Origin of the sequence: Mycobacterium pseudoshottsii JCM 15466 (assembly GCF_003584745.1) — a bacterium.
Taxonomy (GTDB): Bacteria; Actinomycetota; Actinomycetes; order Mycobacteriales; family Mycobacteriaceae; genus Mycobacterium; species Mycobacterium marinum.
The window spans coordinates 2,809,396-2,822,690 of record NZ_AP018410.1 but is presented as its reverse complement, the minus strand read 5'-3'; the positions used below and the strand labels follow the sequence as shown (position 1 = coordinate 2,822,690).

At 61.7% G+C, this 13,295-nt stretch carries 15 protein-coding genes and 1 tRNA gene; 2 read left to right on the top strand and 14 right to left on the bottom strand.

The annotated features are described in order from the left end of the window. Positions 1–16: 16 nt before the first annotated feature. From MPSD_RS12775 to MPSD_RS12750, 7 genes are all read right to left on the bottom strand, one after another. A complete protein-coding gene (locus tag MPSD_RS12775) occupies positions 17–334 on the bottom strand; it encodes a M48 metallopeptidase family protein (protein WP_232022834.1) in 318 nt (105 codons plus the stop codon). Between the two features lie 19 nt (positions 335–353). Then, positions 354–1,556, bottom strand: a complete 1,203-nt coding sequence (locus MPSD_RS12770; RefSeq protein ID WP_420811909.1) for an ISAs1-like element IS2404/ISMul1 family transposase — start codon at positions 1,554–1,556, stop codon at positions 354–356. A 119-nt stretch (positions 1,557–1,675) separates the two neighbouring features. After that, the gene (locus MPSD_RS12760; RefSeq protein ID WP_086085803.1) at positions 1,676–2,770 is read right to left on the bottom strand and encodes a restriction endonuclease subunit S; all 1,095 of its coding nucleotides are present in this window, start codon (positions 2,768–2,770) and stop codon (positions 1,676–1,678) included. After that, the gene (locus tag MPSD_RS29285; protein ID WP_020787593.1) at positions 2,767–3,375 is read right to left on the bottom strand and encodes a hypothetical protein; all 609 of its coding nucleotides are present in this window, start codon (positions 3,373–3,375) and stop codon (positions 2,767–2,769) included. The genes MPSD_RS12760 and MPSD_RS29285 overlap by 4 nt, the downstream gene beginning before the upstream one ends. Before the next feature lie 57 nt (positions 3,376–3,432). Then, entirely contained in the window at positions 3,433–3,714 is a 282-nt protein-coding gene (locus MPSD_RS29280; RefSeq protein WP_232022833.1) for a hypothetical protein, read from the bottom strand. A gap of 93 nt (positions 3,715–3,807) precedes the next feature. Next, positions 3,808–4,686 carry an N-6 DNA methylase gene (locus MPSD_RS29275; RefSeq protein ID WP_232022832.1) on the bottom strand — a complete coding sequence of 293 codons (879 nt, stop codon included), beginning with the start codon at positions 4,684–4,686 and terminating at the stop codon, positions 3,808–3,810. A gap of 476 nt (positions 4,687–5,162) precedes the next feature. Further along, positions 5,163–5,495 carry a hypothetical protein gene (locus tag MPSD_RS12750; RefSeq protein WP_020787596.1) on the bottom strand — a complete coding sequence of 111 codons (333 nt, stop codon included), beginning with the start codon at positions 5,493–5,495 and terminating at the stop codon, positions 5,163–5,165. Between the two features lie 66 nt (positions 5,496–5,561). Here MPSD_RS12750 and MPSD_RS12745 point away from each other — a divergent pair, with 66 nt between their 5' ends. Both MPSD_RS12745 and MPSD_RS12740 read left to right on the top strand, forming a co-directional pair. Beyond that, a complete protein-coding gene (locus tag MPSD_RS12745; protein ID WP_232022831.1) occupies positions 5,562–6,002 on the top strand; it encodes a helix-turn-helix domain-containing protein in 441 nt (146 codons plus the stop codon). Between the two features lie 2 nt (positions 6,003–6,004). Then, positions 6,005–7,768 (top strand): recombinase family protein, encoded by a 1,764-nt coding sequence (locus tag MPSD_RS12740; RefSeq protein WP_165601485.1) that lies wholly within the window; start codon positions 6,005–6,007, stop codon positions 7,766–7,768. On the opposite strand, the gene MPSD_RS12735 is transcribed toward MPSD_RS12740, so the two are convergent. From MPSD_RS12735 to MPSD_RS12705, 7 genes are all read right to left on the bottom strand, one after another. After that, positions 7,731–7,807: transfer RNA gene (locus MPSD_RS12735), tRNA-Pro, on the bottom strand. The genes MPSD_RS12740 and MPSD_RS12735 overlap by 38 nt on opposite strands. Positions 7,808–7,923: 116 nt before the next feature. Then, the gene (der, locus tag MPSD_RS12730; protein WP_012394265.1) at positions 7,924–9,333 is read right to left on the bottom strand and encodes a ribosome biogenesis GTPase Der; all 1,410 of its coding nucleotides are present in this window, start codon (positions 9,331–9,333) and stop codon (positions 7,924–7,926) included. Continuing rightward, positions 9,330–10,058, bottom strand: coding sequence for a (d)CMP kinase (gene cmk, locus MPSD_RS12725; RefSeq protein WP_020787599.1), 729 nt, complete (start codon positions 10,056–10,058; stop codon positions 9,330–9,332). The genes der and cmk overlap by 4 nt, the downstream gene beginning before the upstream one ends. A gap of 70 nt (positions 10,059–10,128) precedes the next feature. Beyond that, the gene (locus MPSD_RS12720) at positions 10,129–10,890 is read right to left on the bottom strand and encodes a pseudouridine synthase (protein WP_011741053.1); all 762 of its coding nucleotides are present in this window, start codon (positions 10,888–10,890) and stop codon (positions 10,129–10,131) included. Then, the gene (gene scpB / locus MPSD_RS12715) at positions 10,890–11,597 is read right to left on the bottom strand and encodes an SMC-Scp complex subunit ScpB (RefSeq protein WP_015355365.1); all 708 of its coding nucleotides are present in this window, start codon (positions 11,595–11,597) and stop codon (positions 10,890–10,892) included. The genes MPSD_RS12720 and scpB overlap by 1 nt, the downstream gene beginning before the upstream one ends. Continuing rightward, a complete protein-coding gene (locus MPSD_RS12710; RefSeq protein WP_020787601.1) occupies positions 11,597–12,424 on the bottom strand; it encodes a segregation/condensation protein A in 828 nt (275 codons plus the stop codon). Before MPSD_RS12710 ends, scpB begins: the two co-directional genes overlap by 1 nt. Continuing rightward, positions 12,421–13,284: a ParA family protein gene (locus MPSD_RS12705; protein WP_020787602.1), complete on the bottom strand. Its 864-nt coding sequence runs from the start codon at positions 13,282–13,284 to the stop codon at positions 12,421–12,423. Before MPSD_RS12705 ends, MPSD_RS12710 begins: the two co-directional genes overlap by 4 nt. Positions 13,285–13,295 lie beyond the last annotated feature (11 nt).

Genomic DNA, 13,295 nt, shown 5'->3' with positions numbered 1-13,295 from the left:
ATGGTCACTCATTGATTCAAGCACGGCGCTGTTCCCAATCCTCCTCCGACAGCGGAGCGTCGTTCAGCTGGTCACGCCGACTGCGCCAGTCGGGCATGAAACCGTCCATGAGTGTTGTAAAGCGCTCGCCGTGGTTGCGTTCAAGGTAGTGGGTCATCTCGTGGACGAGGATGTACTCCAAGCAGTCTGGGTGCTTCTTGGCGAGTTCGACGTTGATCCAGATATGTCGGGTCTCGCGGTTGCACGATCCCCACTTAGTCTTCATGCGGCGGATGCTCCATCGTGGCACCTTGAGATCGAGCTTTTGCTCCCATTTCGAGATCAGTGCCGGCACAGGGCTCCGGCGTTGTTGATTAGCAGGCTTGTGAGCTGGGGAATTGTGGATTGAGGAGGTCTAGGCGGCGGTTGGCGGTCAAAGCGGTGATCCGGCAGGCTTCGGCGATGTTGTCGGCGCCGTTGAGGCGGTGCAGATTGATCGCGGTGTTGCGTAGCGTTGCTAGGACCTGTGCGCCGTTTCCGGTATGTGCCCTTTGACGGTCTTCGTCGAAGGTGACGTCGCGTATCCAGTGCAGGCTGTTCTCGATTCCCCAGTGTTGACGCATCCAGGTCATGATCGCGGTAGGGCGGGCGTGCTCGAACGGCAGGCTGCAGATGGCATAGACCACCTCCACGCTGCGCTGGTCGGTGGCGGTGATCAAGCGTTCACGAGTGATCCGGATGATTTGTTTTGCGTAGGGGAAGCCGATTCCTCGTGCAGCGGTGATGATTTGCAGGGTGCGGGTCTCGACACGGCCGTGGCCGCGGGAGTCGTCGGTAGCGGCTGTGGGCACCTCGGCCCAGGGCAGCGCGGTGATACGCGCAAATATTTTGGCTTGGTTGGACTTGACGATCATCAGGTAGTGCGACTTCAAGGTGGCGCAGATCAACTTCGCGGTGACGACCTGGGTATGCATCGCATCCACGGTGACCAGCCACCGCAAGCTACCCGGCAGCAGCGTGAGCAGGGCACGTACGCAGGGAATTTCATTGCTTTTCTCGGCGACAGCGAGTTGACCGAGCACCAATCGGGCACGGTGGGCGAACACCGACACGAGATGCGTGGCTGTCGCTTTGGCGCGTAAAGCACCACGCAGCATCTTGCCGTCCAACGCGATCGGCACCAATCCACTGGGGTCGCTGCTGGCCACGTGTGCAGTGAAGTAACTGCCCATCCTGGCGTTGAGGTCGGCGGGGTCTAGCCGAGACAAAACAGCGCGGAAGGTCTTCTCACTGGGCCGCCGGAACCGGACCCCTAATTGGGCCAACACATCATCGGGAGCGGTGGCCGCCCATGTGGCAAAACCAGCATAGCCGCGCATCCCCGCGGCAGTGGCCAGAACCGCGATCGCCAACAAAGCCATCAGCGAATACCTCCGACCGCGTGGGTCCCTCGGGTCTGGCACCGAGGCCAACACATCGAGAAACTCCGATCCGATGAGCTCGCTGCGCTCACCAGGACTCCAGCGGTCGAACACCTCTGGAACCGACGACACAGGCAATACTGAAACGGTAGGCACGGGCAACTCCAGACCAACGACGAACAGTAACCAACTCGATCGTTCTCCAGATAGCCCGTGCCTACACTCCGGCCCCAATAGCGCGGCACCAAAGATCATCAACCCAGCTCACAAGCCTGCTAATCAACAACGCCGGAGCCCTGAGTGGGCATCGAGAGTGGAATGGACCGTAGTTGCCGACCATTGAGTGACGGTAGTGCGCCCGTTGCAACGAGCGAGGCCATAGGAAAGTTTGTAAGGACGTAGTAAACGAAGCGAACATCTGCGGAAGACGTGTCCGGCATGAACGCAGCCATATTGTTGTCGATACAACTTGGCTGAGCAAGGATCCATTTTCGCTCGAGGAAAACAGCAGCGCCAACCTTCGCGAAGACGATTGCGCCGGTGGGCATGACGATCGTACCGATCTGTTTGCGCTGTGATTCTGAGATGTAGTTGTTCGCCCAAGTCATGAACAGCTGGTTTCCCGCCTTGTTCATGTCAGAGACCTTGAAGAACGGAAACTTGCCAAACGCTGCTCCCTGATGGCTCACTGGAAAGCCGCTCCCGCCCTTGAAGTAGCCAACATCCCCGGCGTGCAGATCTCGCCAGGGCTTCGCGTACCCGGGCAGCCTTGTTCGGCCGGTCAGGAGCTGCTGCATCATCCCCTCCTTGATCGCCTGCTTCTTTGCAATGAGGCGTTCGAAGGTCGAGATCAGCGAATCAGTGTCCATGAGGCGCGCCGCAATCGCCTGTTGCTCAACACGGCCAGGGACTGCGAACAGAAGACTGCGGAGAGTCAAGATAGATAGTTCTTGCCGCGTCGAACCAACTGCAGCCTTCTTCAAAGTCTGCCGAGCTTCAGATGATTGAAGCAGCTGAAACCAAAACTCCGGGTCATGCTCGGCGCGGAGCCGTATCCGCGCGACATCGCGACTGATGTTTCCACGAAATCCTTTGGGAACGAGGCCTATACGTCCGGTTGTTCCCTTGACAGAAACCAGTAGATCGTCACCTGCAACCCGGCTTCTACGATAGGCAGCTTCGATAGCTGGAGCGCTGCGATGCAACTTTGCCATCGAGGGCCTTGGAAGATCTCGAATTGCTACGACAGGCACTCCGCCCTGCGTATTCGGCCCTGGTTGAACGATGCCGTAGCCGATAGGCGCATCCGGTCGTGTCGCGTCAGAAAGAGTGACCCGGTACCAGTCATCTTGTGTCAGCCCAGTCGTCATTTGACCCCCATCGCTAAAAGGTGCTGGGCGACCTTCGCCTGGACGTCGGCAAGCTCCGAGTCGAGCGCGCTGACCGTCTGGGCGTAGCGCTCCCCGAGCTGCTGGATACGCGCCACCAGGTTGTGGGCGAGTGACGTAACCTCGCCGGCAATCCGGCTCCTGACTGTCGCATGCCACTTCTCGTCCAGCACGAGGGAGTTCACATCGTCGTCTTCGGTGAGATTGCCGTACTCCTTCAACACGGCGGCATCGAGTTTTGCCTGGACGTCCTTGACTGCTTTCTTGGCCGCTGCGTCGGCGTCGTAGAGCTTGATCAGGTGCTCAAGCGCCTTGATCTCATCGGGGTCAGATTTCTCGCGCTTAACGACGCGTAGCCGCGCCGCGGCGAGCGCTTTGGTGATCTTGTCCTCGTCCATCGCCGCCGCCAGCAATCCATCCTCGACGGCGTGCTCCTCGACGTATTCCTCGACGGCCTGGGTTGCGACCTCGGCCCTTGCGGTCAGTTCATCGATCTGCGCCTGGGTGTCGTAGTAGTAGGTGGACACCATCAGCGCGGGCGGAACCAAGTCCATCTTGTACTTAATGGCGCTGCGACCGGAGCCCATGACGAGATCAGGTGTCTCGGATAGCTTGCGGTCTTTGTCCTCAATTGTCTTGCGGGGCTAAGCCGCACCGAGCCAGCCGTCGTTCATGATCATGAACACGTCGTCGTGCATCGTAGTTTCATTCCAGTAGGTCATCAGCTGCTCGTAGACGTCGTATTCGTCCAGCAGTGGTATCGACTTGAACCGTGCCAGCAAGTCGTCGCTGATCTCACCGATCAACTCCGCGGGCTTGGTGTTCTCGTCGATCTTCGCCAAGTGCGATCGGCGTGCCGCGAACCACTCATCGACCACTTCATCGACTTTGTGCGCGAATTTCTTGAACTTGGCAGACTCAAGCACCGTCTGATGGACATTTGCGATGTCAATTGCGAGATCGCTGTAACCCGGACGGTTCTCGGTAAACAACACGCTGCGGAGGCCCGGAAAGGCCTGCTAATAATCATCGAGCGCATCGAGATCACGATCGGGGATGCCACCGTGCAGATGAGCGTGTAAGTCCTGAATGTCCTCGGGTGCAGACGAATCGATGTAGCGGGGGATGTTCAGGTTGTAGTCGTTTTTGGCATCGGCGATCTCCTTGAGCGGCACCAAGCGCGAGTAGCGCTCAATCTCGACCTGCTTGTTGAACGTATCGACAATCTTGTGGATATCCTGGCTGCGCAGGCGGTTCTTCGGCCCGTCTTTCATGAAACCCGTGGAGGCGTCGATCATGAACACGCCCGTGCGCCCGGTCGCATTCTCCTTATCAAGTATCACAATGCAAGCTGGAATGCCGGTGCCGTAGAACAGGTTTGGAGGTAGGCCGATGATCCCTTTGATAAAGCCATGTTCGAGCAGTCGCCGGCGGATCGTAGCCTCGGCATGGCCACGGAACAGCACGCCATGCGGCAGGATGATCGCCGCCTTGCCGGTGCTCTTGAGCGACTTCAACACGTGTAACAGGAAGGCGTAATCACCGTTCTTGTCCGGTGGCGTGCCGTACTCAAAACGGCCGTAGTCGTTCTCGAGGCCGTGGTTCCACGACTTGACGGAAAACGGCGGATTAGCGACAGCGAAGTCAAAGGTGCGAAGTGCGGCGCCCTTGGTGAACTGCGGACTAGTGATGGTGTCACCCTTGGCGATCTCGGCGTCCTCGTTGCCGTGCAGCCACATATTCATCTTGGACAACGCCCACGTAGCGTTGTCCTTCTCCTGGCCGTAGATCGTGATACCACGCGGGGCTTCGGCGGCCACCTTGAGCAGCAGCGAGCCAGAGCCACACGTCGGGTCGTAAACGGTCTGATCTTGACGAGTCTTGGCGTTGATGCCCACCACTTTGGCCAGGATTCGCGACCAGGGCTGCTTCTATACGAAAGAGCCGGAAAGCCGTGCCTTACATGCGGCATTTGGCTTTCCGGCGTGACGCCCGTGCTGAGGCAAAAAAAATGGGCACCGCATTCAAGGGTGCCCTTAATGTGTTACAGGCTAAACATAACGCTGTTTAGTTAAATGAAGCCGATTCTCGCTCGGGGTCAGCGCATACGGGTCCTTACAGGCGCATACTCGCGCACCTTCCGCGGTGTCACCAGTCCGAACAATTCGTTAAAGTTCGGCTGCGGCGGATTGATTGCCTGCTGACGGCGTCGGTACTCGACAGCGGCTTGGACGTGCTGCCGCTGCTGTACGGCATTCCGCAGTACTTCAGCGGATGCCGAGTGTACACGCTCCACGACGGCTACAAGGTGGTTAAACCGCATCTGTAGCAGTTCAGCGCGTGATGGTGTACATTCGCACATCGTTTCTTCTCCTTACTTGAAATCACCGAACAGGTCGATATCGCGTTCGGCAGCGCGACGTTCGTTGAAGCGTTTGTTTATCTCATACGCCTGACGCTCGTAGACATTTTCAGCCATAGCCCGCTGCGCTTCGTCGAAGCGCTTCTTGGCTGCCTTGCGCTTCAGTTCGTCGCGCCAGGCGACTTCTTCCATCGCGTCCTCGAAGTCGTCCTGATCCCATTGCCTATGACGTTCTTCGCGCTCTTCCTCACCCCACCTATAACAGGCGTCCTCAAACCACTGAGCCACCTTATAAATGACATACAACGCGACGGCGATTATTACCGCCCAACCGATGATGTTCATATCTATTGCCCCTCGTTAGCAGCGCGACGATCAGCACAGCCTGCACTAATTTTACGTGTTGTGGAATTGTCTACCATTGAATTAATTCAACAATTCATTGCACAATGGAGGGTACAAAAGGAGACAATTCTGATTATGACACCAGAACAAACAGTGCAGCTGATAAACCTGCTCAAAAATAAGCGTAAAGCATCCGGCTTAAGCGTAGCTGAAGTAGGCAGCCGAGCTGGCGTTGACGGCGGAACGGTATGGCGTATCGAGCAAGGCATGATCCCTACCCCGAAGGCGGAGAGCCTCAGGGCGATCGGAGGTGTCCTCGGTATACCGGCCATCGACTTGTTCACGATTGTTGGATGGATTGCGGCTGGCGAGTTGCCCTCGATCGGGCCGTATCTCCGTGCGAGATACCCCAAATTGCCCGAGGACGTGCTGCGGGAGATCGAGACTCACTTTGACGCAGTTGTCCACGAGTACGACCCCAGCTTTGATCTCGCACAAGGAGCTTGAACGTGACTGACCGTAATGACGCCAGCGTCCCTAGTCTCGACCTAGCAGTGACATATCTGCGGGTCTCCACCAAGAAGCAGCTCTACACGGCGATCGACATCGACCCGGACGGCAATTCCATCACTACCCAACGCGAGGTCACCGGTACCAAGGCAGACAGCATGGGGGTGAAGATCGATCGAGAGTTTATAGAGCCCGGGCATTCAGCCAAGACGCTTGACGAGCGCCCGGTGTTCAAAGAACTACTGGCGTATGTCCATCAGCGCCGAGGTATCAAGTACGTCATCGTCTATATGCGCTCGCGCGCTTTCCGCAATCACTTCGACGCAGCGATCGTCCAGACACAACTCAAGAAGCTCGGCGTCCGACTGGTCTCGGCCAAAGAGGACTTCGGCGAAGGCCCGACCGCCGTGGCCATGGAAGGGATGCTCGACATCATGAACGGCCTGCAGAACACTCTGCAGGGTCTGGACGTCCAGACGAAAATGCGCAATAAGGCCAAGGCAGGCGGCACCGTCTCACTCGCCAAATTGGGCTACAAAAACGTACGTGTCGACTACGAAGGCCGCCAGATCAACACCATCGCCCTAGACCCGGAACGAGCACCGCTCGTACGAAAAGCCTGGGAGCTGTACGCGACAGGCGAGTACTCCGTCGAACGGCTAGAAGCGACAATGGCAGACCTAGGCTTGACAGCCCGACCAAACAGGCGCTCCCCCAAGGGGACCCCAGTCTCAGCCTCGAAACTGCACCGAATGCTTAGCGATCCCTACTACGTAGGCTTTGTCACCTATAAGGGCGATATGTACCCCGGTCGCCACGAACCAATCGTCAGTCAAGCTCTCTTCGACCGCGCCCAAGACGTGCTCCATGCTCGCAGCGCCCGAGGACAACGCGATCGCGTCCACCAGCACTACCTCAAGGGAGCGCTGTTCTGCCAACGCTGCCACCACGCGGGACGGACTTCGCGAATGATCTACACGGAAGTCACAGGCAACGGCGGAAAGTACGCGTACTACGCATGCCGAGGACGTCAAGAGGGATTATGCGACCTGCCGCACCTGCGCGTCGAACTCATCGAAAAGGCAATCGCTGAACACTACACCACGCTGCGGCTCCCTGACGATTTCATTCAGGATGTGAGGAGGCTCCTGGCGGATACAGTCAGCGACTCTCAGGCAAACACGCGGGAGTTGCACGCCAGCATGACGCGCCGGTTGAAGCAGATCGATGTGAGGGAATCACGGCTCATCGACCTCGCGGCTGACGGCGAGATGCCACGGGACAAGATTCGCTCCAAGCTCAACGCGCTGAAGATGGAGCGAGCAAACATCGAAGCCAGCCTCGCGAGCACGAGTAAAGAGCTGGCAATCGGAGCATCGGTGCTCCGCGATGCATTGCACCTGGTCGAAGATCCGCAATCGCTATACGCGAACGTACCCAACGAAGTCCGTCGTCACCTAAATCAAACCTTCTATGAGCGCTTCTACATCGATGACACGGAAGTTGCCAACGATCAAAGGACGCCGCTGTTCGCTGAGCTAGAGGAGGCAGCGCACGTGTTTGCACAGCATAGGGCGAAGGGCAACTCTGTCCCGACTCAGAGCGACGCAGTAGCCGCTATGAATGAAGAAAACCCCCGTCAAGCAGGGGCTCCTAGATCTACCGGAACGGAGTCGCTCACCTTGGCCAGTATCTTTTCGGTCACTGGTTTGAGTAAGAACGTTCTGGTCGGGCTGACAGGATTTGAACCTGCGACCACTTGACCCCCAGTCAAGTGCGCTACCAAACTGCGCCACAGCCCGTTGCCGCCGATGTCTGCATCGGCAGCAGGTCGAAAGCCTACCTCAGTCCAACCACGCCTCCGCGCAAGGCCCGAGTGACCTGCGCGACACCTGGGCCCGAGCCCAGGTCCGCGGGCCTAGCGCCTGCCGGGGCGCTTGGCCCCCCGCTTTTCGCGGACCCGAACATTGATCCGGATGGGGCTGCCCTCGAACCCGAACGTCTCGCGCAGCCGCCGCTCCAAGAACCGCCGGTAGCCGGCTTCCAGGAAGCCGGTGGTGAACAGCACGAACGTCGGCGGGCGGGCGGTGGCCTGGGTGGCGAACAGGATCCGCGGCTGCTTGCCGCCGCGCACCGGCGGCGGGGTGGCCGCCACCACCTCTTTGATCCAGCTGTTCAACGGGCCGGTCGGGATCCTGGTGTCCCAGGATGCCAGTGCGGTCTCCATCGCCGGCACCAGTTTCTGCACGGCGCGTCCGGTCTTGGCGGAGATGTTGACCCGTTGCGCCCAGCGGATCTGCACCAGCTCGCGATCGATCTCGCGGTCGAGCAGGTCGCGCCGGTCCTCGTCGACCAGATCCCACTTGTTGTAGGCCAGCACCACGGCCCGGCCCGCTTCGATCACCATCGACAGCACCCGCAGGTCCTGTTCGGTGAGCGGTTGGGAGGCGTCGATCAGCAGCACCACCACCTCGGCGGCGTCGATGGCCCCGCGCGTGCGCACCGAGGCATAGAACTCGTGTCCGCTGGCCTGGCCGACCTTGCGGCGCAAGCCCGCGGTGTCGACGAACCGCCACACCTTGCCGCCCAGTTCGATCAGCGAGTCCACCGGATCGACGGTTGTGCCCGCGACGTCGTGCACCACCGAGCGCTCGTCGCCGGCCAGCTTGTTCAGCAGCGAGCTCTTACCCACGTTGGGCTTGCCGACCAGCGCCACCCGCCGCGGTCCCCCGCCCGCGGAGACCGACTCGGCCACCTCGGGCAGCTTTTTCAACACCGTGTCGAGCAGATCTGCCACGCCGCGGCCGTGCATGGCGCTGATGGCGTGGGGCTCGCCGAGGCCCATCGACCACAAGGTCGCCGCGTCGGCTTCGGCCTTGTCGCTGTCGACCTTGTTGGCCGCCAGGAACACCGGTTTGCCCGAGCGCAGCAGGATGCGGGCTGCCGCCTCGTCGGCGGTGGTGGCACCGACGGTGGCATCGACCACCAGGACCACCGCGTCGGCGGTGCGCATCGCCACCGACGCCTGCTCGGCCACCAGCTGCTGTAGCCCCTTGGCGTCGGGCTCCCATCCCCCGGTGTCTTGGACGACGAACCGGCGTCCATTCCACAAGGCGTCGTAGGAGACGCGGTCACGCGTCACGCCCGGGATGTCCTGCACCACGGCTTCGCGCCGGCCCAGGATCCTGTTGACCAGGGTTGACTTTCCGACGTTGGGCCGGCCCACGATCGCCAACACCGGGGCAGGCGCGGCCTCGGCCAGGTCGGCCAGATCGGCGTCGTCGAGCTCCCAATCGCTTTCGTCGGACCAGGTGCCGTCTTGCGTCACCGCGCCGCACCGCTTCGCTGCGTCACCAACTCGGTCAGATGAGCGATCACCTCGGCCTCGGTCATCTCGCTGGTATCGACGACGATCGCATCCGCCGCCGCGCGCAACGGCGACACCGCCCGGGTCGAGTCGAGGTGGTCGCGCCGACGCACATCGGCCAGCACCGCCTCGTAATTGTCGGCCAGGCCGGACGCGACGTTTTGGTCGTTGCGCCGCCGTGCCCGCGTCTCGGCCGACGCGGTCAGGAAGATCTTCACCCGCGCATCGGGGAACACCACGGTGCCGATGTCGCGGCCCTCCACGACGATGCTGTCCGTCCCCTCGGCCATCGCGCGCTGCAGATTGACCAGCCGCTGGCGCACCGACGACACCGCCGACACCGCCGAGACCGCCCGCGTCACGTCGTCACCGCGGATCTCGGCGGAAACGTCTTCTCCCGAAAGGAAAAACTTGCTGGCGTCCGGGTCGTATCCCACCGACAATTGCGCGCTCGCCGCGCAATCGGCCACCGCCTGCTCGTCGGCCGGGTCGATTCCGGCGCGCAGCACGGCCAGGGTGACCATCCGGTACATCGCCCCGGTGTCCAGGAACCGTGATCCCAGACCGCGAGCCAATCCCCTTGACACCGAGGATTTTCCGGTGCCGGCCGGGCCGTCGATCGCGACGACTAACCCGACCGGCGCGGGCTCATTCGTTCCGCTCGTTCCGCTCGTTCCGGCACTCACTACGCTCGTTCCGCTCGTTCCAACACTCACTACGCTCGTCCGCTCGTTTCACTCAATACGCTCATGCCGCTCACAGCCCAACCGCCTTGTACAGCTGGCCGATTTCGTCGCGGCGTAACGCCCGGACACTGCCCGGGCGCTGTTCGCCCAGCGACACCCCACCGATATCGATGCGCACCAGCGCCTGCACCGGAAATCCCACCGCGGCCAGCATCCGGCGCACGATTCGATTCCGGCCCTCGTGCAGTGTCACCCGTACCAATGTCTTGCCGGGTATCGCATCCACCACGGCGAATCCGTCGACGCGGACCGGCCCGTCCTCCAATTCGATTCCCGCCCTGAGCTTTTTACCCAGACCCCGCGGTACCGTCCCGGCGACGGTGGCCAGATACGTCTTGGGCACCTCGTGGGAGGGATGCATCAGCCGGTGTGCCAGCTCACCGTCGTTGGTCAGCAGGATCAGCCCTTCGGTGTCGGCGTCCAACCGCCCGACGTGAAAGAGGTTCTTGTTGCCCCGGACCTTGCGCTCGATCAGGTCACCGATACACGGCCGGCCGCGGTCGTCGGACATGGTCGAGTGCATGCCGCGCGGCTTGTTGAGGGCCAGGTAGACCAGCGAATCATCGAGAATGACCCGGACTCCGTCGACCCGGATCAGCGAGGTGTCCGGGTCGACCCGGGTCCCCAGCTCGGTGACCACCTGGCCATCCACCTCGACGCGCCCGTCGATGATCAGCTTCTCCGCGGCCCGCCGCGAGGCAATCCCCGCCTGGGACAACACCTTTTGCAGGCGGATGCCGCGTTCCTGTTCGAAATCCTCGGTGTCTGTCATCAGTCTCGGTCCACATCGAAGGTCACCGACTGATCGGAGGGCTGGGTGCCGGCGAGTTTCATGAATCGCGGGTCGGTGTCCAGCGAGGCGCTCAGGTCCTCGATGCTGTCGATGTCGGGCAGCAGCGGCGCGATATCGGGCAGTTCGGTCAGCGACGTCAACCCCAACCGCTCCAGGAACAACTCGGTGGTCGCAAACGTCACCGCACCGCTGTCCTCATCGTTGCCCACCTCGGTGATCAGGCCGCGCGCCAGCAGGGTTCGCATCACGGCATCCACGTTGACCCCGCGCACCGCGCTCACCCGCGCCCGCGTGACCGGCTGACGGTAGGCCACCACCGCCAGCGTCTCCAAAGCCGCCCTGGTGAGCTTGGTTCGGGCGCCATCGAGCAACAGCTTCTCCACATAGGGCGCGAATCGGGAGCGGGTGTACAACCGCCAGCCCTCGCTGTTGTGCCGCAGGTCGATGCCGCTGTCGCGTTCGATGAGTTCGTCGGCCATCAGCCGCAGCTTGGCCGCCACCCGGTACACCGGTTGGTCGATCACCGTCGCCAGCGTCTCGGCGGTCACTGGGGTGTCGATCACCAGCAGCAGCGCCTCCAGCACCGAGCCGAGTTCTTCGGGTTCCATCTCGGCGGGCTCGGCGATGTCGGGAATGCCCGAGGACAGTTCCGAGCCCAGCTCGGGATCGGGTACTTGTTCGGTCATTATTGATCTCGCACTTCTACCAAGGCTTCGCTGGTCGGTCGTTCCCCGGTCCACGAAACCTGGAGCACGCCAAGGGGCTCTGACTGGTCGAATGCTACCGCCCTGCTCCGATACAGTTCGAGCAGCGCCAGGAAGCGGCCGACGATCTCCATTGGCGCCGTGCAGTCGGCCACCAGCTCCGAAAACGATGCCCACTGGCCGGTGCCGCGCGACTCCAGCATGGTCAGCAGGTGCTTGGCCTGCTCGGGAACCGACACCGTCTGTTCATGCAGGTGCCCGATGGCCACCGTGGGCACCGGCCGCGGAGTCAGCGCGACCGCGGCGATCTGGGCGAAGCGCTCGGCGTCAACGCCGAGCATCACCTCGGGAAGTAGCGTGGCGTAGCGATCCTCGAGCGACACACCCCGCGGGTAGCTGCGCAGCGCGGTGGCCTCCAGCTCGGCGAACATCTCGGCGACGTGCTTGAACGCGCGGTACTGCAGCAACCGGGCAAAGAGCAGGTCACGAACCTCGAGCAGGGCGAGGTCCTCTTCATCGTCCATCCGGCCGGCCGGCAGTAGCCGCGCCGCCTTGAGGTCCAGCAAGGTCGCGGCCACCACCAAGAACGCGGTGGTCTCCTCCAGGTCCAGCTGGGCGCCGATGGCTTTGGTGTAGGCGATGAAGTCGTCGGTGACCTGGTGCAACGCCACCTCGGTGACGTCGAGTCGGTGCGCAAAGATCAGCTGTAGCAGCAGGTCGAACGGCCCCTCAAAGTTGGTCAGCCGTACTCGGAAACTGTCCGGGTAGCCGTTCTGAGGTTCCGCCGCTGAGCTCTCGGTGCCGTTCACACGCCGAATCGGTCGATGAACTCACGGGCCAACGCGCGATAGGCCAAGGCGCCAGCGGACTTGGGGGCCCACGTCGTAATGGGTTCGCCGGCGACGCTGGTCTCCGGGAAACGAACCGTGCGGGTGATCACGGTATCGAACACTAGGTCACCGAATCGTTCGACGACGCGGGCCATGACCTCCCGGGAGTTGACCGTGCGCGGGTCATAGCGGGTGAGCAGGATGCCGCTGATGTCCAGCCTGGGGTTCAGCCGGTCGCGCACCTTCTCCACGGTGTCGGTCAGCAGCGCCAGGCCACGCAGCGAGAAGTACTCGCATTCGGTCGGGATGACGACACCGTCGGCGCAGGCCAGCCCATTGACGGTAAGCAGCCCCAGGGAGGGCTGGCAGTCGATCAGCACGTAGTCGTAGCGATCCAGCACCGGGTAGAGCGCCCGCCCCAGCGTCTGTTCCCGGCCCACCTCGTTGACCAGCTGAATCTCGGCGGCCGACAGGTCGATGTTGCTGGGCACCAGGTCCAGGTTCTTCACCCGGGTATGGATGAGCACGTCATCGACGGACACCCGGGGCTCCACCAGCACGTTGTGGATGGTCTTTTCCAGCTCGTAGTGGGCCACTCCCAGGCCCGCCGACAGCGCACCCTGGGGATCCATGTCCACCAGCAGCACTCGTCGGTCGTACTCGGCCAGCGCGGCGCCCAGGTTGATGGTCGACGTGGTCTTGCCCACCCCGCCCTTCTGGTTGCACATCGCAACGACCTTGGCGGGCCCGTGTGAGCTCAGCGGCTTGGGGTCTGGGATAGCCCGCGGTGGCCTACCGGTCAAGCCGACCGAGACACCGCTGTCTGGGTGATCGTTCATGCCCGATCGCG

Bases quoted from the DNA above. Each gene is read 5' to 3' on its own strand.
- MPSD_RS12760 (WP_086085803.1), bottom strand. From the start codon at position 2,770: ATGACGACTGGGCTGACACAAGATGACTGGTACCGGGTCACTCTTTCT.
- MPSD_RS29285 (WP_020787593.1), bottom strand. From the start codon at position 3,375: ATGGGCTCCGGTCGCAGCGCCATTAAGTACAAGATGGACTTGGTTCCG.
- MPSD_RS12750 (WP_020787596.1), bottom strand. From the start codon at position 5,495: ATGAACATCATCGGTTGGGCGGTAATAATCGCCGTCGCGTTGTATGTC.
- MPSD_RS12720 (WP_011741053.1), bottom strand. From the start codon at position 10,890: ATGACAGACACCGAGGATTTCGAACAGGAACGCGGCATCCGCCTGCAA.
- scpB (WP_015355365.1), bottom strand. From the start codon at position 11,597: ATGACCGAACAAGTACCCGATCCCGAGCTGGGCTCGGAACTGTCCTCG.
- MPSD_RS12705 (WP_020787602.1), bottom strand. From the start codon at position 13,284: ATGAACGATCACCCAGACAGCGGTGTCTCGGTCGGCTTGACCGGTAGG.